The organism is Pengzhenrongella sp., assembly GCF_036565025.1.
Lineage (GTDB): Bacteria > Actinomycetota > Actinomycetes > Actinomycetales > Cellulomonadaceae > Pengzhenrongella.
Map to the genome: position 1 here is coordinate 1 of NZ_DATCNW010000115.1, position 21145 is coordinate 21145.

Genomic DNA, 21145 nt, shown 5'->3' on the forward strand with positions numbered 1-21145 from the left:
GGGCGGGGCCGCGCCGCGCCCGCCGGCGCCAGATCAGCGAACGAAACCGGCCCATGTGGATGCTCGCCCCCGGCGGCATCCTGATGATCGTGGTCATCGTGGTGCCCCTGATCATCGGGGTCTACATCTCCATGCTCGACCTCGACCAGTACACGCTGCGCAAGTGGCTCGACGCGCCGTTCGTGGGCGTGAGCAACTACGTGGAGGCGGTCCGGTCCTCGCCCCTGCTCCGGTCGATCTGGATCAGCGGGTCCTACGCGGTCCTCGTCTCGCTCGTCACCCTGCCGATCGGCGTCGCGGCGGCGCTCGCGACGCAGAACAAGTTCCGGGGACGGGCCGTCGTGCGCTCGATCCTGCTGGTCCCCTACGTGCTGCCGGCGTTCGTCGTGGGGACGGTCTGGCGCACCATGCTCCAGCCGACGGGCGTCGTGAACTCCACCCTGGCCGACGTCGGCATCCACGGGGGGCTCTGGCTGAACGGGCCGCACAGCTTCTGGGCGCTGATCTTCGTGCAGATCTGGACGTCCTGGCCGTTCATCTACCTGCTGGCCGCCTCCGGTCTGCAGTCCGTCGACCACGAGGTGTACGAGGCGGCCGCGCTCGACGGCGCGCTGTGGTGGAACAAGCTGCGCTACGTGGTCTTCCCGTACCTGCGCGGGCCGCTCGCCCTCGCGGTGATCATCTCGCTGCTGCACAACATCAACAACTTCACCCTGCCGTTCGTGCTCTTCGGGGTGCCGACGCCCAAGGACGTCGAGGTGCTGCCCGTGCTGACCTACATCCAGAGCTTCCAGAGCTTCCGGTTCGGGCTGAGCGCGGCGATGGCCGTGGCCTCGTTCGTGATCATCGCCATCCCGCTGTTCGTGTACCTGCGAGCGGTCAAGCTCGACACCGGCGACGACGGGGGCAAGAGATGACCACGACCGCAGTCCGGCGCACGACGGCGACGACGTCGACGTCGAACCGTCGCGAGGAGGTCACCCGGCTGCTGCCGCGTCCCCTGCTCATCGTCATCGTCACGGCACTCCTGGCCATGGTGCTGGTGCCGACCCTCTACATCTTCTTCGCGTCCATCAACTCCGACATCCAGGTCGCCCGGGGGGAGTTCTTCCCCTCGGAGCCGACCCTCGCGAACTACTCGAAGATCTGGACGACCGTCGGGCTCGGGCGGGGGCTGATGAACAGCGTGATCGTGGCGGGATCCGTCGCCGCCGCGTGCGCATTCCTCTCGGTGTTCACCGCGTACGTGCTGGTGCGGTTCGCGTTCCGCGGCCGGCTGACGATCCTGCGGACCCTCGTCGGGCTGCAGAGCATCCCGGGCACCCTGCTGCTGCTGCCGGTCTTCGTGCTGTTCTCGAGTGCCGCGAGCGTGCTGGGTATCCAGATCATCGGCACCCGGTGGGGCCTGTTTCTCACCTACCTCACGTTCGCGCTCCCGTTCTCGACGTGGATCATGGTCACGTACCTGCGCGGCCTGCCACGCGAGCTCGAGGAGGCCGCCCGCATCGACGGGGCGTCGTCGTTGAAGATCCTGACGCGCATCGTCATCCCGCTCGCCTGGCCGGGCATCGTCGTCGCCGGGATCTTCGCGTTCCTGCTCGGCTGGAACGACGTGCTCTTCGCCTCGGTCATGACCAGGCCCGACACCCGGACGGCCGCCGTCGCACTGCAGGTCTTCGGCTCGACCCAGGAGGGTGGCGCGGTCCCGATCTACGGCCAGATGATGGCCGCCGCCCTCGTGTGCGCGGTGCCTGTCGTGGTTCTCTACCTCGTTTTCCAGCGCTACCTCGTCGGTGGCCTCACAGCAGGAGGAGTCAAATGAGATCGGACGACCAGAACTGGATCCTTTCGGGTTTCGCGGACGAGATCGACCCCGATCCCGTCGTGCAGCTCGCCGTCCTGCAGGCGTTGGGCGCGCGGCACGCCGAGGTGCGCGGCGCGTGGGACACCAACATCCTCGACCTGACCGACGACCAGCTCACCACCCTGGCGAACCTGATCTCCGCACGAGGGATGGCGGTCTCCGCCATCGCCTCACCGGTCGGCAAGGTGGACGTGAGCGCACCGCTCGACGACGAGGTGGCGCGCCTCGCGACCGCCATCCGGGCCGCCCACCGGCTCGGCTCGCGCTACGTCCGCATCTTCTCGTTCTACCGCGCTGAGGGTCTGGCGGCGGCCGACGTGCGCGACGCCGTGCTCCAACGGATGCGGGCCTTCGCGGATCTCGCCGAGCGGGAGGGCGTCGTGCTGCTGCACGAGAACGAGAAGGCCATCTACGGCGACACCCCCGAGCGCGTGCTGGACCTCATCGAGTCTGTCGGTTCGGACTCGCTCCGGGTGGCCTGGGACAGCGCGAACTTCGTGCAGGTCGGGGTCAAGCCGTTCACCGAGGGGTACGCCATGCTGCGCCCGCACCTGGAGTACCTGCAGGTCAAGGACGCCATCGCCGCGACCGGCGAGGTCGTCCCGGCCGGCGCGGGCGACGGCGAGCTGCTCGAGACGCTCACCGCCCTGCGGGACGACGGGTACAGCGGGTTCGTGTCCCTCGAGCCGCACCTGGGCAGCACGAACGCCTTCGGCGCGTTCTCCGGACCGGCGTCGTTCGGCGAGGCCGCGCGGGCCTTTCGCGACCTGACGACCCAGATCGGGATCGTGACCCGATGAGCGAGCAGCGGATTCGCGCCGCGATCGTCGGCTGCGGCGTCATCGGGCAGCACCACGCCCGCGTGCTCGCCGGGCACGCACGGTTCGAGGTGACGGCCCTGGTCGACACCACACCGGAAACCGCCGACGGCGTCGCGGACATCCTCGAGACCCTCGGCGCACCCCGGCCCACCGTGAGCAGCACCCTCGACGAGGTCCTGGTGCGCGGCGACGTCGACCTGGTCGTCGTGTGCACCCCGAGCGGCACCCACATCGACCTCGCCACCGAGGCGGTCACGGCCGGCCTGCACACGGTGGTCGAGAAGCCCCTCGACGTCGACCTCGCGAAAGCCAGGCGGTTCGCGGACCTCGCGGCGGACGCGGCGCAGCGCGGGATCCACGTCTCGGTGATCAGCCAGCATCGCTTCGACCCCGCGAGCGTCGCGGTGCACCGGGCCGTCGAGAGCGGGCGGTTCGGGCGCATCACGTCCGCGGTGGCCTCGGTCGCCTGGTGGCGCAGCCAGGGGTACTACGACGGCGGCGACTGGCGCGGCACCTGGGCGCTCGACGGCGGCGGCGCGGTGATGAACCAGGGGGTGCACACGGTGGACCTGCTGTGCTGGTTCCTGGGCAAGCCCGTCGACGTGCACGCGCACACCGCGCTTCTCGCCCACGACAGGCTCGAGGTCGAGGACACCGCCGTGGCGACCGTGCGCTTCGAGTCCGGGGCGCTCGCCGTCGTGCACGCCACGACGGCCGCGTACCCGGGCCTGACCGTCCGGCTTCAGGTGCACGGCTCGACCGGGTCCGCGATCATCGACAACGATCGGCTCGAGTACTTCCACGCGGCCGACGGCGACGCGGGCGGCACCTCGGCGTACGGCGCGATCACCGGGGGAGACGTCACGGGGAACCTCGCGCAGAACGAGGTCGGCATCGAGGAGACCACCGCCGTGCCCCGCAACGAGGACGCGTTCGCCGTCGCGCACGGTCGCCAGTACGACAGCATCGCCCGGTCGATCGACACCGGTTCGGCGCCGGGCGTGAGCGTCCAGCAGGCGCTGGAGTCCCTCGCCCTCGTGCGGGCGATCTACCTCTCGTCGACCCTCGGCCGGCGCGTGGTCATCGACGACGTCCTCGCCGGCGACTACGACGCCGAGCAGGTTCACACGGGCCAGGCCGACGCCGCCCACCTACCGGCAGGAGCCCCGTCATGAAGTTCTCCGTCTTCACCGCGTCAACCCCGCAATGGTCGCCCGAGGTCGCGGCCAAGACGCTCGCCGCGCAGGGCTGGGACGGGATCGAGTGGCGGATCACCGACCAGGACGACGCCCCGGTCCCGGGGTTCTGGGCGGGCAACCAGGCGACCTGGCCGCTCGCGACCCTTGCCCGGGACACCCCGGAGATCGCCCGGATCACCCACGACTCCGGTCTGGAGTTCTCGGGCCTCGGCGGTTACGCGCGGTGCGACAACCACGACGACGTGGAGACCCTGCTGGTCGCGACCGCCGCGCTCGGGGCCCGCCAGGTGCGCATCACCGTGCCCCGGGTGGGGCAGGGGAACTACCGGGAGGCCTTCGCGCTCGCCCGCGAGCACTTCGAGTGGGTCACCGAGAGGGCCGCCGCGCACGGTGTGAAGGCCCTCGTCGAGCTGCATCACGGCACGCTGACGTCGTCGGCGTCCGCGGCGATGCGACTGATCGAGGGGCTCGACCCGGAGCACGTCGGCGTGATCCACGACCTCGGCAACCTGCTCATCGAGGGCCAGGAGGACTACGCGTCGGCGTTCGAGCTGCTGGGCGGCTACCTCGCGCACGTGCACGTGAAGAACGTCCGGTGGTGCCCGCGGACCGTTGCCGAACCCGACGGTTCGGTGCTCTGGGACTCGCAGTGGGCGCCGCTGCGCACCGGTCAGGGTGACGTGCGCGGGTACGTCGACGCACTGCGCGCATTCGGGTACGACGGGTGGGTGACCTGCGAGGACTTCTCCACCGACCTCCCGCTCGAGGAACGCACGCGTGACAACCTCGCCTATCTCAGGAGCGTCAGCGCGCCACGTTGAGCTCGCGCACCACTCACAGATCTCCGCAATCGAACGAGGAGTCAGCATGACAAGGGCGGCAGTTATCGGTTGCGGCGACGTCTCGAGCGTGCACCTGGCGGCGATCACGGCCAACCCGGCCATCGAGCTGGTCGGCGTCTGCGACGCGGAGCCGTCCGTGCTGGCCGCAGCCGCCGCGGCGTACGGCGTCCCGGGTTTCGCCGACCACCGCGAGCTCCTCGACGAGATGCAGCCGGACGTGGTGCACATCTGCACGCCGCACCACCAGCACGCGGCGATCGCCGTCGCCTGCGTCGAGCGGGGGATCAATGTCGTCCTCGAGAAGCCGCTGGCCCACACCGTGGCCGAGGGTCAGCGCCTCGTGCTGGCCGCTGCCGCTCGCCCCGACGTGAAGATCGGCGTCTGCTTCCAGAACCGGTACAACGCCCCGGTCGCGGCGATGCGGCGGCTGCTGAACTCGGGCGAGCTCGGGGCAGTCGCCGGGGCGTCCGCGACCGTCATCTGGGAGCGCTCCGCGGAGTACTACCGCGCCAAGCCGTGGCGGGGCCGGTGGGCCACCAGCGGCGGCGGCCTGCTGATGAACCAGGCCATCCACACCGTCGACCTGCTGCAGTGGCTGCTCGGAGACGTGACCGACGTGCGGGGGCACGCCGGCAACAACTCGCTCGCCGACGACATCGAGGTCGAGGACACCGCCGAGATGATGCTCACCCACTCAGGTGGTGCGCGCACCGTCCTGTACGCGACGGTCGCGAACTCGGTGAACGCGCCGGTGACGATCGAGGTCACGACCGAGGCCGCGACGCTCCGGCTGAGCGGGGACCTGGTGGTCACCTACGCGGACGGCCGGACGACGACGGTCGCCGAACGGCTCGTGTCGTCGGCGGGGAAGGACTACTGGGGCGCCTCGCATTCCCTGCTGATCGACGACTTCTACGCGCGCCTGGGGGACGCGGCGCCGTTCTGGATCAGCCCGGTCGAGGCCGCCAAGTCGCTGCGGATCATCCAGGATCTGTACGCGTACTCCGAGGCCGCGGTGGGACTGGGCTACCCGGGTGCGCTGGCCGGGGCATCGGTGGGCCTGGTGGGCGTCAGCCGTGCAGGGAGAATCCCCCAAACCACCACATAAGGCCCCGACTTGCGCTAGTGTCGTAGGTAGGTGAAGACACCTGCGGGCTAAGGCCTGCTCAGGGGGCATCAGGGGGTCCTGTGGTCGACTTCGTCACTTCCTACCCGCTTGCGCCGCGATGGTCGACCGACCTCACCCCAGGGCGGGTGAGACCCCATGCCTAGCCGGTGGCTCGTGCCCCTTGCCGGCATCGACCTGGAGCGGGTTACGGGGGAGCAGGTCCACAGCGCCCTGACCCGCTGGTTCGACCTCGACAAGAGGGACCACAACGCGCAGCAGATGCCCTACGCGCTCTCGCCGATGCGCGAGACCGGTGGCCTACCTGCCGTAGAGGTCAGATTGCTGTCCGCAAGGGCCGAGGAACAGTTCGCGACTGCCTCAGTCCTCGGGGTCAACCTTCGCCTCGGTGGCCTGTCCGGCGCCTCGTTCACGCCGCGCCGACTGCGCGATGAGGCGTGGCGGTCGTTGGCTACACCCTCGGGTGCGACGTCGTGGGTTCTGGACTTCGTCACCCCGGCGACGTTCCGGCGAGGTACACGCTCGACGCCCTGGCCAGCGCCATCGGCGGTCCTGCGCGGACTGACGGAGTGCTGGGCTGCGTGGAGCGGGTTGGGACAGCGCGACGTGAGCCATCAGCAGGCCGACGAGGTGTGGGTCAGCGACATCGACGGGCGAAGCCACCCCCTGGTCATGTCGGGCATGCATCTGTCGGGTTTCGTCGGACGGATCCGCTACCGCTGCGACGACAAAGACGTCGCACGTCTGGTCGACCCGCTGTTCCGGCTCGCTGAGTACAGCGGGATCGGCACCGGAACCGCCAAGGGGCTGGGCGTGACCCGGGTCGTCGACGCCCGGCCCGCAGTTGGCACCTACGCCGTCCAGGCGAGCTGAACGTTCTGGCAGTCCGGTCGTGCGATCATGCGCCTCGTGACCTCCTCGCCTCCAGATCCGCTCGGCTTCCGCAGTGTCCGAGACGCCTACGACACAGTGGCGCAGGACTACGCCACCTATCTGCCGGACACCCGTGCCGAGGCTCCCCTGGACCTCGCCATGATTGACGCCTTCGCTGAGGCGGCGACGTCGGGTGACAGCCCACGGGTCCTCGACGCCGGGTGCGGCGCGGGTCGGATGAGCCGGTATCTCGCCGATCGCGGGTGCCGCGTCGAGGGCGTCGACCTGTCATCGAGCATGGTTGCCATGGCACGACGAGCCCACCGCGACCTGGCGTTCACGGTGGGCTCGCTGACCGGTCTCCCGTACCCCGACGACCAGTTCGCGGGCGTGCTGCTGTGGTATTCGATCATCCACACGCCTCCCGCCGGCCAGGCTCGCATCTTCGCGGAGGCCGCCCGGGTCCTGCGCCCGGCCGGCCACCTGCTCGTCGGTTTCCAGGCCGGCGACGGCACCCGAGACGTGTCCGGGGCGTACCGCCGATTCGGTCACGAGATCAGACTCGAGCGCCACCTCTATGCCGCAGATCAGGTTGCCGCCCAGCTCGGCGCCGCCGGTCTGCGGGAGGTGTGCCGCCTGGTGCGACGCGCTCAGGGCACGGAGAGGGACGATCAGGCCATCCTGCTCGCCAGAGCCGAATGAGTCGTCCGCTCACCGCGGCGCGAACCGTAGCGTCGAGGCGCTTGGGACGGACGGTCAGCCGCCAATGGCGCTCATCGGGCGGTCGGGCTGGAGGAAGGTCGGGTCGTCGATGTCGTGGCCGGCTCGCTTGCCGGCGATGCAGCTGCGGATCGCGGCCTCGAGCGCGTCGTCGTCGGCTCCGTCCCGCAGGAGCGTGCGCAGGTCGGACTCGATCCGGGCGAACAGGCAGGACCGCAGCTGGCCGTCGGCGGTCAGCCGGACCCGGTCGCAGGTGCCGCAGAACGGTGCGGACACCGAGGCGATCACGCCGACGGTCGCCGGACCGCCGTCCACGTACCAGCGCTCGGCGGGCGCGGAGCCCCGGTTCGGCACGGGGGTCAGCGTGAACGCCTCGGACAGCGCGGCGAGGATCTCCGGACCGGTGACCATCTTCACGCGGGACCACACGTGCCCGGCGTCGAGCGGCATCTGCTCGATGAACCGCATCTCGTACCCGCGGTCCACCGCGTATCGGGTCAGGTCCACGAGCTCGTCGTCGTTCACGTCGCGCATCGCGACCGCGTTGAGCTTGATCGGGTGGAACCCCACGGAGTCCGCGGCGGCGATGCCGGCGAGCACGTCGTGCAGCCGGTCGCGCCGGGTGAGCTCCTTGAACCGTTCCCGGTCCAGGGTGTCGATGCTGATGTTCACGCGGGCCAGGCCGGCGTCGGCGAGGGGCGCCGCGAGGGCGGGGAGCCGCAGCGCGTTCGTGGTCACCGATACCTCGGGCGAGCCGTTGGGGCCGGGCAGGGCTGCCATCTTGGCCACGACGTCCACGACGTCGGGCCGCAGCAGCGGCTCGCCACCGGTCAGCCGGATCTCGGTGATGCCCAGGCGCGCGACCGCGACGCCCGCGATCCGCACCAGCTCGTCCGTGCTGAGCATGGTGTTGCCCTTGAGCCACGGCACGCCCTCGGCCGGCATGCAGTAGGTGCACCGCAGGGAGCACCGATCGGTCAGCGAGATGCGCAGGTCGCGGTGCACCCGCCCGAACCGGTCGACCAGCGGCTCGAGCGCGGGCACCTCCGCGGACGTCGTCGGCTCGCTCATCGCATACCTACCCACACATGTGTTCCGTCCGCGAGGATCTCGCGCTTCCAGATCGGCAGCTCCGCCTTGACCCGCTCGACGAGCGCCCGGCAGACGTCGAACGCGAGCTCGCGGTGCGCCGTCGCGACGGCCGCCACGATCGCCACGTCGCCGACCTCGAGCCGGCCCACGCGGTGGCTGCACGCTACCCCGAGCACGCCCTCGACGGCCGCCGCGTCGGCGACGATGCGCGAGAGGATCCCGGGGGCGTCGGGATGGCCGGAGTACTCCAGCGCGACGACCTCGCCGACGACGCCGGGGTCGTGGTCACGCACGTGCCCGAGAAACGTGGCGGTGGCTCCGGCGCGCGGGTCGGCCACCGCGGCGAGGTGGGCCTCCAGGTCGAGCGGGGTGGCCTCGATCCCGGTCAGCGGGACCCGGACCGCCGCGGCCGCCTCACCCATGGTGGTCGCCCCCGGTGAGCTGGTCGAGCAGGTGGGGGAGCAGCGGCAGCAGCACCGCGAGCCCCTCTTCGACGGCCGACGGCGAACCGGGCAGGTTCACCACCACGGCGCCGTCGGCCGTGACGCCGGCCAGGCCGCGGGAGAGGACCGCGGTCGGCACGTGCCGGGCACCTTCCCGCCGAAACGCCTCGGCGAGCCCGGGCAGCTCCCGGTCCAGCATCCCGGCCGTGCCTTCCGGGGTCAGGTCGCGCGGCCCGACACCGGTGCCGCCGGACGTCACGACGAGGCGCGCGCCGTCGCCCAGCGCCGCGCCCAAGGCGCCGGTGACGGACTCCACGCCGTCGGGGATGACCCGGACCGCGCCGACCTCGAGGCCCGCGGCCTTGAGCAGCGCAGCCGCGCGCGGGCCGGAGCGGTCGACCGCGGTGCCGGCCGAGCAGCGGTCGGAGACGATGACGACGACGGCCTGGACCGGCTCGCCGAAAGGGCTGGTGCGGGGCGTGGTCACCGCGCAACGATACCGATCAACGCCGGCTTCGCTCGCTGCGCTCCCAGCCGCGCCGCGGCGCCCGGGCGCCGTGGCGGTCGCTGCGGCTGCGGTACACGACGTACGGACGCCACAGGTAGAACACCGGCACGCTGAACACGTGCACGAGCCGCGTGAACGGCCACAGCGCGAACAGCGCCATCGCCGCCATGCCGTGCAGCTTGAAGCCGATCGGTGCGACGGCCATCAGCTCGGGGTGCAGCTGGAACGTGAAGATGCCGCGGTACCAGACCGAGACCCCCAGGCGGTAGTCGTACTCCCCGCCGAGGTTCAGCACGGAACCGGCAATGGTGTTCCACAGCCCGAGCGTGATGACGACGGCGAGCACCAGGTACATCGCCTTGTCCATGCGGGTCGTCGCGCTGAAAACCGGCCCGACCGTGCGGCGCCGGTAGATCAGCAGCGACATCCCGACCAGCGTGGCGAGGCCCGCGAGCAGCCCGATGCTGACGGCCATGAAGTGGTACATGCCCTCGGTGATCCCGACCGCCTTGGTCCAGGACTCCGGGATGCCCAAGCCCATGACGTGCCCGCCGACCACCGCGAGGATCCCGAAGTGGAACAAGGGGCTACCGATGCGCAGCAGCTTGCTCTCGTACAGCTGGGACGAGCGGGTCGTCCAGCCGAACTTGTCGTAGCGGTACCGCCACAGGTGCCCACCGATGAAGACGGCGAGGCAGACGTACGGGACGACCACCCACAGCACGATGTCGAGCGACGTGGTCATGTTCGGGCTCCCATGACGTCCGGTGCGGCATACGGCTCGAGTCCGACGGACTCGTCCGGTGGTCCCTGTGCGGCGAGCTTCGCGACGGCCTCGCGGTCCTCGCCGGCGAGCGCCGGCAGGGTCGAGCAGACCGCGACGAGCGCCCCGGCGTACGGCGAAGCGGAGTCGAGCAGCGCGAGGCGCAGGATCTCCAGGCCGGCCCGGTGCTCGAGCATCAGCTTCATGCCCGCCTCGGCGTCCTCCGTCGCGGTGAACTCGAGCAGCACGCACAGGTGGTCCGGCAGCTCCTCGTCGCTCAGCAGCAGGTCCGCCGCGCGGTAGGTGCGCTTGAAGCTGAGCAGCGCGACGCCGCGCTGGCGGGTGTCCCCGTACCCGTAGTAGGTCAGGTACAGGCAGGCCTTGCGGCGCAGGTCGAACGTCTCGACGTAGGCGACCTGGAGCTTGCCCAGGGGAGTGTCCCCGAGGTGGTCCAGGAGCCCGCGCAACGCCGGGCCCGCGGGCTCGGGCACGTCCGCGACCGCGGCGCGCAGGTCCTCGAGCCGGTCGAGCAGCGGCTGGTCGGGGTAGTCGAGCAGCAGCCCGGCGACCCGGTGCACGATGGCACGCTGGCGCGCGTCGAGCGGGCGGACCTTCGCCTTGCGCCCGCCGAGCAGTGCCCCGGCGGACCGTCGCGCGCTCACGGCTTCTGCTCCAGGTCGGGTGCGCCGCCGTCGTGCGGGGTGTCACGTCCCGGGAACAGCCCGTCGGGGGCGCCCCGGCCGTCCCAGTTCAGCAGGTTGACCCGGGTGGACTTCTTGGTGGTGTCGGTCGTCGTGTCGGAGGTCTGCCGGTCCTTCAGCGCCCGGAAGTTCTCGACGGCGAGCGGCGTGCCCGCCCCGGACCCCTCACCGAACGGGCCGGACCCGCCCATGCCGGGGCCGCCGTCGTAGTCGAGGCTGCACTCGGTCGCGATCTCTTCCAGGCCGTGCGCCGCCTCGGCGTGCGCCGCCGGGATGACGTACCGCTCCTCGTACTTGGCGATCGCGAGCAGCCGGAACATCGCGTCCATCTCGGTGGTGGTCATGCCGACCGCCTCCGGGATGGACGGATCACCGGGCCGGCCCATGTTGATGTCCCGCATGTACGAGCGCATGGCGGCGAGCTTCTTCAGCACGCCGGTCACCGGCACGGTGTCCCCGGCGGTGAACAGCTCGGCGAGGTACTCCACCGGGATCCGGAGCGTGTCGATCGCGGCGAACAGGTTGTCCACCCGCTCGGCGTCCTCACCCGTCTCCGTCACGACGTCGACCACGGGCGACAGCGGCGGGATGTACCAGACCATCGGCATCGTCCGGTACTCCGGGTGCAGCGGCAGCGCGACCTTGAACGTGCTGATCAGCGCCCAGATCGGGGAGCGCTGCGCGGCGTCGATCCAGTCCCGGGCGATGCCGACCCGCTCCGCCTCGCGGATCACCTCGGGGTCGAACGGGTCGAGGAAGACCCCGCGCTGCGACTCGAGCAGGTCATGGCTATCGGTGACGGTGGCCGCCTCGAGCACCTTGTCGGCGTCGTACAGCACGAGGCCGATGTAGCGCAGCCGGCCCACGCACGTCTCCGCGCACACGGTCGGCAGGCCGACCTCGATGCGCGGGAAGCAGAACGTGCACTTCTCGGCCTTGCCGGTCTTGTGGTTGAAGTAGATCTTCTTGTACGGGCAGCCGGTCACGCACTTGCGCCAGCCGCGGCACGCGTCCTGGTCGACCAGGACGATGCCGTCCTCGGCCCGCTTGTAGATCGCCCCGGACGGGCAGGACGCCGCGCAGGACGGGTTGAGGCAGTGCTCGCAGATGCGCGGCAGGTAGAACATGAACGTCTGCTCGTAGGCGAGCTTCACCTTGTCGGAGACCTTGGCGAGGATCGGGTCGGCCGCGAGCGCCGTGGACCCGCCGAGGTTGTCGTCCCAGTTCGCGCTCCAGGTGATCTTCATGTCCTTGCCGCTGATCAGCGACTTGGGCCTGGCGACCGGGGTGTGCTCCTGCAGCGGCGCGGTGGTGAGGGTCTCGTAGTCGTAGGTCCACGGCTCGTAGTAGTCCTCCATGGAGGGCATCTTCGGGCTCGAGAAGATCGTGCCGAGGTTCTTCAGCCGCCCGCCGGCCTTGAGTTGCAGCTTGCCCTTCTTGGTGAGGGTCCAGCCGCCCTCCCACTTCTCCTGGTCCTCGTACGTGCGCGGGTACCCCTGCCCGGGGCGGGTCTCGACGTTGTTGAACCACACGTACTCGGTGCCGGACCGGTTGGTCCACGCCTGCTTGCAGGTGACCGAACAGGTGTGGCAGCCGATGCACTTGTCGAGGTTCATGACCATCGACATCTGAGCCATGACGCGCATCAGTACTCCACATCCTGGGAACGACGGCGGATGACGGTGACCTCGTCGCGCTGGTTGCCGGTGGGGCCGAGGTAGTTGAACGCGAAGGTGAGCTGGGCGTAGCCGCCGATGAGGTGGCTCGGTTTCATCAGGATCCGGGTCAGCGAGTTGTGGATCCCGCCGCGTTTCCCGCTGGTCTCGGACCGCGGCACATCGATCAGCCGGTCCTGCGCGTGGTACATGTACACGGTCCCCTCCGGCATCCGGTAGGACACGATCGCGCGGGCCACCACGACCCCGTTGCGGTTCACCGCCTCGATCCAGTCGTTGTCCGCCACGCCGATCTTCTCGGCGTCCTTCTCGCTCATCCAGATGCCGGGCCCGCCGCGGGACAGGCTGAGCATCAGCAGGTTGTCCTGGTACTCGGAGTGGATGGACCACTTGCTGTGCGGGGTCAGGTACCGCACCGTGATCCCCAGCTCGCCCTTTTCGCCGAGCTCGGGCTCGCCGAACAGGGCCGACATGTTCAGCGGGGGCCGGAACACCGGCAGCTGCTCGCCGATCTCGGTCATCCAGTCGTGGTCGAGGAAGAAGTGCATCCGCCCCGTGAGCGTGTGCCACGGCTTGAGCCGCTCGACGTTGATCGTGAACGGCGAGTACCGCCGCCCCCCGGTCTCCGAACCCGACCATTCCGGTGACGTGAGCACCGCCGTCGGCGCCGCCTGCGTGTCGGCGAACGTGACCTGCTTGCCCTCGTTCTCCGCGGCCAGGTCGGCGAGCTTGCGCCCGGTGCGCTTCTCGAGCGTCTTGAACCCCGCCGTCGCGAGGTGCCCGTTCGTCGTCCCCGACAGCGCCAGGATGGTCTCGCACACGTGCACGTCGCGCTGCAGCGACGGCCGGCCGTCACCGGCCCCGCCGCGCACCACGCCGTTCTTCTTGCCCAGGTACTCGATCGGCTTGGTCAGGTCGAACGTGATGCCCTTGGTGGTCGCGCCCAGCGTGCTGGCCAGCGGCCCGAGCGTGCCCATCTTGTCCGCCACCGCGGCGAAGTCCCGTTCGACGACGATCAGCTTGGGCATCGTCTTGCCCGGGATCGGCTCGCACTCCCCGAACTTCCAGTCCAGCACCCGGCCCGACGGCGTGGCCATCGCGTCCGGGGTGTCGTGCAGCAGCGGCATCGCCACGACGTCCTTGCGGGTCCCGAGGTGCTCGCCGGCGAGCTCGGAGAACGCCTTCGCGATCGTGGTGAACGCGTCGAAGTCCGTCCGGGTCTGCCACGGCGGGGCGATCGCGGGGTTGAACGAGTGCACGAACGGGTGCATGTCGGTGCTGGACAGGTCGTACTTCTCGTACCAGGTCGCGGCCGGCAGCACGATGTCGGAGAACAGCGTGGTGCTGGTCATCCGGAAGTCGAGCGTGAGCAGCAGGTCGAGCTTGCCGACGGGCGCCTCGTCACGCCAGACGACGTCGCGCGGGCGGTGCTTGACCTCGGCCTCGGTGGCCCGCAGCGAGGACTCGGTGCCGAGCAGGTGCTTGAGGAAGTACTCGTTGCCCTTGCTGGAGCTGCCGAGCAGGTTGGAGCGCCACACCGTGAGCACCCGGGGGTAGTTCTCGGGGGCGTCGGGGTCCTCGGCGGCGAACCTCAGGGTGCCGTCCTTGAGCGCCTTCGGGACGTACTCGGTGATGGGCACGCCCGCGGCCTCGGCGTCGTCGGCCAGGGTCAGCGAGCTGCGGTCGAAGGTCGGGTAGGACGGCATCCAGCCCAGGCGGGCGGACTGCGCGAGCAGGTCCGCGGTGGACATGCCGGCGAACTTGCCGCCGCCCGCGTGCGAGGACAGCGCGTCGGCGGTGAAGGTGTCGTAGCGGTACTGGTCGCTGTGCAGGTACCAGTAGGCGGTCTGGATCATGTGCCGCGGGGGGCGGGACCAGTCGAGCGCGTTCGCGTACTGGTTGAACCCGGTGAGCGGGCGGACCTTCTCCTGCCCGACGTAGTGCGCCCAGCCGCCGCCGTTGACGCCCTGGGTGCCGCACAGGGTGGTCAGGGTCAGGAACGCGCGGTAGATCGTGTCGGCGTGGAACCAGTGGTTGACGCCGGCGCCCATGATGATCATCGAGCGGCCCTTGGACTCCTCGGCGTTGGCCGCGAACTCGCGCCCGATCCGCTCGGCCTTCGCCGCGGGAACCCCGGTGATGGTCTCCTGCCACGCCGGGGTGCACGGCGACGTCTCGTCGTCGTACCCGGTGGGCCAGGTGCCGGGCAGACCGTCGCGGCCGACGCCGTACTGCGCGAGCAGCAGGTCGTAGACGGTGGTCACCAGGTGCCCGCCGACGGTCCGGGTCGGCACGCCGCGCGCGATCACGTCGGCGGAGCCGTCGGCGGCGTCGAACCGCGGCAGCTCGATCGCGGCGGCGTGAGAGCCTGCGCCGTCGGCGCTGAGCTTTGGGACGGTGTCGCCGAGGTCGAGGTTCCACTTGCCCTCGCCCTCCTCGCCGTACCGGAAGCCGAGGGACCCGTTCGGGATGACCGGCGCGCCGGTCGCCTCGTCGAGCAGGACGGTCTTGAACTGGGCGTTCTCGCTCACGTCGCCGAGGTCGGACGCGGTGAGGAACTTGGCGGGGACGTACCCCTCGCCGCGCGGCTCGAGGGTGACCAGGAACGGCAGGTCGCTGAACTTGCGCACGTAGTCGTCGAAGTACGGGGTCGTACGGTCGACGAAGAACTCCTTGAGCACCACGTGGCCCATGGCCATCGCGAGCGCGCCGTCGGTGCCGGGCGCGGGCGCGAGCCACTCGTCCGCGAACTTCACGTTGTCCGCGTAGTCGGGGGAGACCGCGATGACCTTCTGGCCGCGGTAGCGCGCCTCGACCATCCAGTGCGCGTCCGGGGTGCGGGTCACCGGGACGTTGGAGCCCCACATGATCAGGTACCCGGCGTCCCACCAGTCCCCGGACTCCGGCACGTCGGTCTGGTCCCCGAACACCTGCGGGGAGGCGACCGGCAGGTCCGCGTACCAGTCGTAGAACGACAGCATCGCGCCACCGATGAGGTGGTAGAACCGCGACCCGACCCCGTAGGAGACCATCGACATCGCGGGGATCGGGGAGAAGCCGGCGACCCGGTCCGGGCCGTGGTCCTTGATCGTGGACACGTGGGCGGCGGCGATCATCTCGGTCGCCTCGTCCCAGGTCGCGCGAACCAGGCCGCCCTTGCCGCGGGCCGCCTTGTACCGCCGCGAGCGCTCCGGGTCGGCCATGATGTCGGCCCACGCCGAGACGGCGTCGCCGGTGCGGGCCCTCGCCTCCCGGTACATCTCGAGCAGCACCCCGCGCACGTACGGGTAGCGCACCCGGGTCGGGGAGTACGTGTACCAGGAGAACGCGGCCCCGCGGGGGCAGCCGCGGGGCTCGTACTCGGGCTTGTCCGGCCCGGTCGAGGGGTAGTCGGTCTGCTGCGCCTCCCAGGTGATGATCCCGTCCTTGACGTAGACCTTCCAGGAGCAGGAGCCGGTGCAGTTCACCCCGTGGGTCGAGCGGACGACCTTGTCGTGGCTCCAGCGGTCCCGGTAGAACGTGTCGGCGTCCCGGCCCCCGATCTGGTGCAGCGTCCGCAGGTCCGCCGAGACCTCCTTCTTCTGGAAGAACCGCCGTGTCTTGAGCAGGACCTCCGTGACCTGGTCGTCCATGCGCGGCGACGTCGGCGGGTTCTGCTGGGGTGTCACGGGCACGGTCCTTCTTCTGCGGTTCGCGGGGAGCGTGCTGGTCGGGCTGGTCGAACTGGTCAGATCACCTGGCAGGAATTGACCGGCGGACCGGGCCGCGGGTGAAAAGTGCTGTCCCTGCGCACACTATGGCGAGCAGTGCGAGACCGAGGCTGTAATCGCCGGTGAACCCGAAGACGGCGCCCATCACGAGCGGCGGGACGAAGCCGCCGAGGCCGCCCGCGGCACCGACGATGCCGGTGACGGCGCCGACCTTGTTGGCGGGGGCCAGGATCGCGACCAGGGCGAAGGTGGCACCGGCGGACGCGCCGAGCGACGCCGCGAGGCCGAGGAAGGCAACCGTGCCGGCCGGCAGGAGCTCGATCTCGAAGGATGCCAGCACGGCCAGCGCGGCGGCCGCGGTGAAGCACACGACGAGCACGCTCACCGGGTTGTACTTGTCGGACAGCCAGCCGCCGACCGGGCGCATCGCGACGGCGAGCACCACGAAGCCCGCCGTGCGCAGCGCGGCGTCGCCGGGGACCAGCTGATAGGCGTTGATGAGGTAGGTCGGCAGGTAGACGCTGAACGCCACGAACCCGCCGAACCCCACCGCGTACAGGACCGAGAGCTGCGCGGTCGCGGGGAGCCTTGCGGTCGCCCAGGTCCGGGAGAGGAACGAACCCTGCGGGATCACGCGTCCGGGAGCGTCCCGCACCAGCAGGCCGGACGCGATGGCGTACGCGACCAGCGCGACGGTGACGACCAGGAACGGCGTGTGCGGACCGAACTTGTCCGTGAGGCGCACGGTGGTGAACGCCGAGATCGCGGTACCGCCCATCCCGATCCCGAAGATCCCGAGCGCCGTGCCGCGGCGAGCCGGCGCGTACCAGGAGTTCACCAGGGGCACGCCGACGGCGAACGCCGTGCCGCCGAGGCCGAGGAAGAAGCCACCGATCAGCATCAGCGGGAAGGTATCGGCGACGAACCCGACGAACAGCACCGGCAGGATCGTGAGGCTGGTGACGATGGGGAACATGACCCGGGCACCGACGCGGTCCGTGAGGGCGCCGACCGGGATGCGGCCGATCGAGCCGACCACGACCGGCACCGCGACCAGGACCGCCTGCTGGAAGACGCTCAGGTGCAGGCGTTCGCGGTACGCCGCACCGAGCGGGCTGATCAGTGCCCAGGCCCAGAAGTTGACCATGAAGCCGAGCATGGCGAGCACAAGATTCCGGGTCGCGAGCCCTCGCGGGGCCTCGGTCGCAGCCGCAGTCACGGCGCTGGCTGGGCGTGCGTCGAATCCTCGTTGACTCTCGGCCATCGTCGGCTCCCTGTTTCGGGCATCATCGTCTGCGCGGGTGTTTCAGCAGGCCAAGAAAACCTAGCATCGCGCATGCGAGAATCTAGGTCCTAAGACCCAGTGCGCCTCCTCGTCGGTGAGGTAGCCAGGACACCGTAAGCACCCTGGGCAACGCCTACAGCGTATTGACACCGTCGGAACGCGGCTACGGTGACCGCCGTGAGGTCTCAGTGGCACCGACGCGTCAACCTTCTGGTCCTCGGTTGGCTGCTCGCGGGCGCCGCCGTCGCGATCGCGCACCGCGCGGTTCCGGACGCGCGCTGGCTGATGACCCACCTCGTGCTGCTCGGCGGCGTCAGCACCGCCATCCTCATCTGGAGCGCCCACTTCGCCGAGGCCGTCCGGCGCCGCCCGCTGCGTGGCGGGCACCGCGACCAGGCGATCCGGCTCGCCGGACACACGGCCGGTGCGCTCACCGTGATCGCCGGCATCACCACCGGGCAGTGGCCGGTCGTGCTGACCGGCGCCGTGCTGATCGCCGCCGTCGCCGGCTGGCACACCGCGGTGCTCTGGGACCAGGGCAGCCACGCGCTCGCCGCCCGCCTCGGCTGGACGGTGTCCTTCTTCGTGACCGCGACGCTGGCGCTGCCGGTGGGGATCACGTTCGGCGTCCTGCTCGCCCGCCCGGGAGTCACGGCCCCGGCGCACGATCGCCTGTACGTCGCGCACGCCGCCACGATGCTGCTCGGCTGGGTCGCGCTGACCGTCGTCGGGACCCTGGTCACGCTCTGGCCCACGATGCTCCGGGTGCGGGTCGCCCCGGGGGCCGAGCTCGCCGCGCGGCACGGCCTGGTGGTGCTCGTCGCCGGGCTCGCGACGGTGCTGGCCGGTGCGGGCACGGGCAGCCTCCCGGTCGCGGCGGCCGGTGCCGCCGTCTACCTGCTCGGGCTGGTCCGCGCCTCCTGGCCGCTGGTCGCCGAGGCCCGGCAGCGCCCGCCCGCGTCCTTCGCCACCTGGTCCGTCGCGGCCGCGTGGTTCTGGCTGATCGGGTCGGTCGCGGCGTGGGCGGTCATGCTGGCCACCGCGCCGAGCTGGGGTGACGGGGCGGCACGCGTCGGCACGCTGCTCGCCCCGCTCGCGGTCGGCTTCGCCGGACAGGTCCTGCTCGGCTCGCTGACCTACCTGCTGCCGGTGGTCCTCGGGGGCGGTCCGGCGGCGGTCCGGGCCGCCGCCGCCGTCACGGAGCGCGCTGGGGTGGCGCGGATCGTCCTGGTGAACGCGGGACTGGGGCTGTACTTCCTGCCGGTGCCGAGCCTGACCCGGGTCGGGCTGTCCGTGCTGGTCCTCGGGGCGCTGCTCGCGACGCCCGGGCTGCTGCTGCGCGCAGCGGCGCTCTCGCGCCGCACGGATCCGGCGGTGCCGCACTCGATCCCGGTGCAGCAGGCGGTCCCGGTTCCGCTCGCGCCGCTGCGCCGGGCGCGCCTCGTCCAGGGGATCGCGGCCGGCGCGGCGCTCGCCCTGGTCGTCGTCCTCGGGGTGGTGGCGGACCCGGTCGGCGGCGCGAGCAGCACGACGGCCGACGACGCGCCGGCGTCCGCCGCCGCGAACCTGGACCTCGCCGGCGACCCGGGCACGGGCTTCGAGGCGCGCGATGCCGCGCTGCCCCCGGCCACCGACGAACGGCTGCACCGGGTGCGGCTGGAGGCCCGGGAGATCGAGCGCGAGGTCGCGCCCGGGGTGCGCCAGCTGCGCTGGACGTTCGGCGGAACCGCCCCCGGTCCGGTGCTGCGCGGCAAGGTCGGCGACGTCTTCGAGATCACGCTGGTCAACGACGGCAGCCTCGGGCACCCGATCGATCTCCACGCCGGCGCGCTGGCGCCCGACCAGCCGATGCGGACCATCGAGCCGGGCCACGAGCTGACGTACCGGTTCACCGCCACGCACTCCGGGATCTGGCTCTACCACTGCGCGGCCACGGCGATGTCGCTGCAGGTCGCGAACGGGATGTTCGGCGCGGTGATCATCGACCCGCCGGACCTGCCGGCCGTGGACCGCGAGTACCTTCTCGTGCAGTCCGAGCTGTACCTCGGCCGCCAGGGCGGCAGCGCGGACGAGGCGAAGCTGGCCGCCCAGACCCCAGACGCGGTCGTGTTCAACGGGTACGCGAACCAGTACGACCACGCGCCGCTCACCGCGCGCGCGGGGGAGCGGGTTCGCCTGTGGGTGCTCGACGCCGGGCCGAACCGTTCCTCGGCGTTCCATCTGGTCGGGGGCCAGTTCGACACCGTGTTCGCGGAGGGTGGGTACCTCCTGGGCGGACCGCGCGCCGACCCGGGCGGAACGGGTGGATCCGCGGTGCTCGGCCTGTCACCGGCCCAGGGCGGGTTCGTCGAGCTCGTGCCGCCGCAGGCGGGCCGGTATCCGTTCGTCTCGCACGCCCTGGTCGACGCCGAGCGGGGTGCGCACGGGGTGCTCGACGTCGCCCCGTGAGAGAGTTTTTACTAGAGGTCTAGTATTAATCCCATGACTTACGTGATCGCCGCTCCGTGCATCGACGTGCTCGACCGTGCCTGCGTGGACGAGTGCCCCGTCGACTGCATCTACGAGGGCGAGCGCTCGCTGTACATCAACCCCGACGAGTGCATCGACTGCGGGGCGTGCGAACCGGTGTGCCCGGTCGAGGCGATCTACTACGAGGACGACCTGCCGAGCGCGTTCGGGGCCTTCCTGCCCGACAACGCCCGGTTCTTCGATACCCCGCTGCCCGGCTCGAGCGAGCCGCTGGGCAACCCGGGGGGCGCGGGCGCGTTCGGCGTCGTCGGCCGGGACACCGCGATGGTCGCGACATACCCCGTCACCATCCATGCGTAACTATACCGTGAACCGCATGCAGACCGAGCCCCTGAGCCAGACCGACGGCGCGTTCGACGCCGTCGTGCTCGCCGGTGGGCGCGCGGCGCGTCTTGGCGGGTCCTCCAAGCCGGACGTGCTGGTCGCCGGGCGGCGGCTGCTGGACCACGCGCTCGACGCGGCGGCGGGTGCGCGCCGCACCGTCGTCGTCGGGCCGGCGGGCCTCGCCACCGAGCCCGTGCTGTCCGCGCAGGAGGACCCGCCGCACGGTGGTCCGGTCGCCGGGGTCGAGGCGGGCCTGGCCGCGCTGGACCGCGCCGCGGATGACGCCGGCGAGCCCCGCGCGCCGCTCGTGCTGCTGCTTGCGTGCGACGTCCCGCTCGCCCGGCACGTCGTCGTGCACCTGCTGGCGGTGGCCGCCGCGGCGGTCGCGGACGGTCTCGACGGGGCCCAGGTCGTCGACTCCGGCGGCCGACCGCAGCCGTTGCTCGGGGTCTACCGGCGCGGGCTGCTGACCGACGCCGTCGCGGGGCTCGCTGCCCGCGGCGGGACGCGGGACGCCGCGATACGCCGGCTGCTCGCCGACGCGCACCTGCGCGAGGTGCGCGACGTCGTCGGGCATGCGGCCGATGCCGACACGTGGGACGACGTGCGGCGCCTGGACGACCTGCTCGGCGATCAGCGCCGCTGACCCATTCGACCGGCTGGCTCAAC

Annotated in this window: 19 protein-coding genes; 11 read left to right on the forward strand and 8 right to left on the reverse strand. The window is 71.1% G+C overall.

Annotated elements, in window-relative coordinates; translation table 11 throughout:
- The 8 genes from VIM26_RS06415 to VIM26_RS06450 all read left to right on the forward strand — a co-directional run.
- The coding region (locus VIM26_RS06415; protein ID WP_331949520.1) for a sugar ABC transporter permease at positions 1 to 917 on the forward strand (917 nt) is incomplete at its 5' end.
- A complete protein-coding gene (locus tag VIM26_RS06420; RefSeq protein WP_331949521.1) occupies positions 914 to 1822 on the forward strand; it encodes a carbohydrate ABC transporter permease in 909 nt (302 codons plus the stop codon). The genes VIM26_RS06415 and VIM26_RS06420, both read left to right, overlap by 4 nt.
- Positions 1819 to 2664, forward strand: a complete 846-nt coding sequence (locus VIM26_RS06425; RefSeq protein WP_331949522.1) for a sugar phosphate isomerase/epimerase family protein — start codon at positions 1819 to 1821, stop codon at positions 2662 to 2664. Before VIM26_RS06420 ends, VIM26_RS06425 begins: the two co-directional genes overlap by 4 nt.
- Positions 2661 to 3860, forward strand: coding sequence for a Gfo/Idh/MocA family oxidoreductase (locus VIM26_RS06430; protein ID WP_331949523.1), 1200 nt, complete (start codon positions 2661 to 2663; stop codon positions 3858 to 3860). Before VIM26_RS06425 ends, VIM26_RS06430 begins: the two co-directional genes overlap by 4 nt.
- Complete coding sequence (locus VIM26_RS06435; protein WP_331949524.1) at positions 3857 to 4705, forward strand: sugar phosphate isomerase/epimerase family protein; 849 nt, start codon at positions 3857 to 3859, stop codon at positions 4703 to 4705. Before VIM26_RS06430 ends, VIM26_RS06435 begins: the two co-directional genes overlap by 4 nt.
- A gap of 46 nt (positions 4706 to 4751) precedes the next feature.
- A complete protein-coding gene (locus VIM26_RS06440; RefSeq protein WP_331949525.1) occupies positions 4752 to 5834 on the forward strand; it encodes a Gfo/Idh/MocA family oxidoreductase in 1083 nt (360 codons plus the stop codon).
- Positions 5835 to 5990: 156 nt separating this feature from the next.
- A complete protein-coding gene (gene cas6 / locus VIM26_RS06445; RefSeq protein WP_331949526.1) occupies positions 5991 to 6725 on the forward strand; it encodes a CRISPR system precrRNA processing endoribonuclease RAMP protein Cas6 in 735 nt (244 codons plus the stop codon).
- Between the two features lie 36 nt (positions 6726 to 6761).
- On the forward strand, positions 6762 to 7427 hold the full coding sequence (locus VIM26_RS06450; RefSeq protein ID WP_331949527.1) for a class I SAM-dependent methyltransferase: 666 nt from the start codon (positions 6762 to 6764) through the stop codon (positions 7425 to 7427).
- Between the two features lie 54 nt (positions 7428 to 7481).
- On the opposite strand, the gene moaA is transcribed toward VIM26_RS06450, so the two are convergent.
- From moaA to VIM26_RS06490, 8 genes are all read right to left on the reverse strand, one after another.
- A complete protein-coding gene (gene moaA, locus VIM26_RS06455; protein ID WP_331949528.1) occupies positions 7482 to 8516 on the reverse strand; it encodes a GTP 3',8-cyclase MoaA in 1035 nt (344 codons plus the stop codon).
- Positions 8513 to 8959 (reverse strand): molybdenum cofactor biosynthesis protein MoaE, encoded by a 447-nt coding sequence (locus VIM26_RS06460; RefSeq protein WP_331949529.1) that lies wholly within the window; start codon positions 8957 to 8959, stop codon positions 8513 to 8515. The genes moaA and VIM26_RS06460 overlap by 4 nt, the downstream gene beginning before the upstream one ends.
- Positions 8952 to 9467 carry a MogA/MoaB family molybdenum cofactor biosynthesis protein gene (locus tag VIM26_RS06465; protein ID WP_331949530.1) on the reverse strand — a complete coding sequence of 172 codons (516 nt, stop codon included), beginning with the start codon at positions 9465 to 9467 and terminating at the stop codon, positions 8952 to 8954. Before VIM26_RS06465 ends, VIM26_RS06460 begins: the two co-directional genes overlap by 8 nt.
- 16 nt (positions 9468 to 9483) lie before the next feature.
- Positions 9484 to 10233: a respiratory nitrate reductase subunit gamma gene (narI, locus tag VIM26_RS06470; RefSeq protein WP_331949531.1), complete on the reverse strand. Its 750-nt coding sequence runs from the start codon at positions 10231 to 10233 to the stop codon at positions 9484 to 9486.
- Complete coding sequence (gene narJ, locus VIM26_RS06475) at positions 10230 to 10913, reverse strand: nitrate reductase molybdenum cofactor assembly chaperone (protein WP_331949532.1); 684 nt, start codon at positions 10911 to 10913, stop codon at positions 10230 to 10232. Before narJ ends, narI begins: the two co-directional genes overlap by 4 nt.
- Positions 10910 to 12598, reverse strand: coding sequence for a nitrate reductase subunit beta (gene narH, locus VIM26_RS06480; RefSeq protein WP_331949533.1), 1689 nt, complete (start codon positions 12596 to 12598; stop codon positions 10910 to 10912). Before narH ends, narJ begins: the two co-directional genes overlap by 4 nt.
- On the reverse strand, positions 12598 to 16260 hold the full coding sequence (locus tag VIM26_RS06485) for a nitrate reductase subunit alpha (protein ID WP_331949543.1): 3663 nt from the start codon (positions 16258 to 16260) through the stop codon (positions 12598 to 12600). The genes narH and VIM26_RS06485 overlap by 1 nt, the downstream gene beginning before the upstream one ends.
- 100 nt (positions 16261 to 16360) lie before the next feature.
- Positions 16361 to 17602, reverse strand: a complete 1242-nt coding sequence (locus VIM26_RS06490) for an MFS transporter (RefSeq protein WP_331949534.1) — start codon at positions 17600 to 17602, stop codon at positions 16361 to 16363.
- A gap of 198 nt (positions 17603 to 17800) precedes the next feature.
- Here VIM26_RS06490 and VIM26_RS06495 point away from each other — a divergent pair, with 198 nt between their 5' ends.
- Genes VIM26_RS06495 through mobA form a run of 3 tightly spaced genes read left to right on the forward strand, consistent with a single transcriptional unit; the run spans position 17801 to position 21122 of the window.
- The gene (locus VIM26_RS06495) at positions 17801 to 20071 is read left to right on the forward strand and encodes a multicopper oxidase domain-containing protein (protein WP_331949535.1); all 2271 of its coding nucleotides are present in this window, start codon (positions 17801 to 17803) and stop codon (positions 20069 to 20071) included.
- Between the two features lie 33 nt (positions 20072 to 20104).
- Positions 20105 to 20452 (forward strand): ferredoxin, encoded by a 348-nt coding sequence (fdxA, locus tag VIM26_RS06500; RefSeq protein ID WP_331949536.1) that lies wholly within the window; start codon positions 20105 to 20107, stop codon positions 20450 to 20452.
- Between the two features lie 16 nt (positions 20453 to 20468).
- A complete protein-coding gene (gene mobA, locus VIM26_RS06505; protein WP_331949537.1) occupies positions 20469 to 21122 on the forward strand; it encodes a molybdenum cofactor guanylyltransferase in 654 nt (217 codons plus the stop codon).
- The last annotated feature ends 23 nt before the right edge of the window (positions 21123 to 21145 follow it).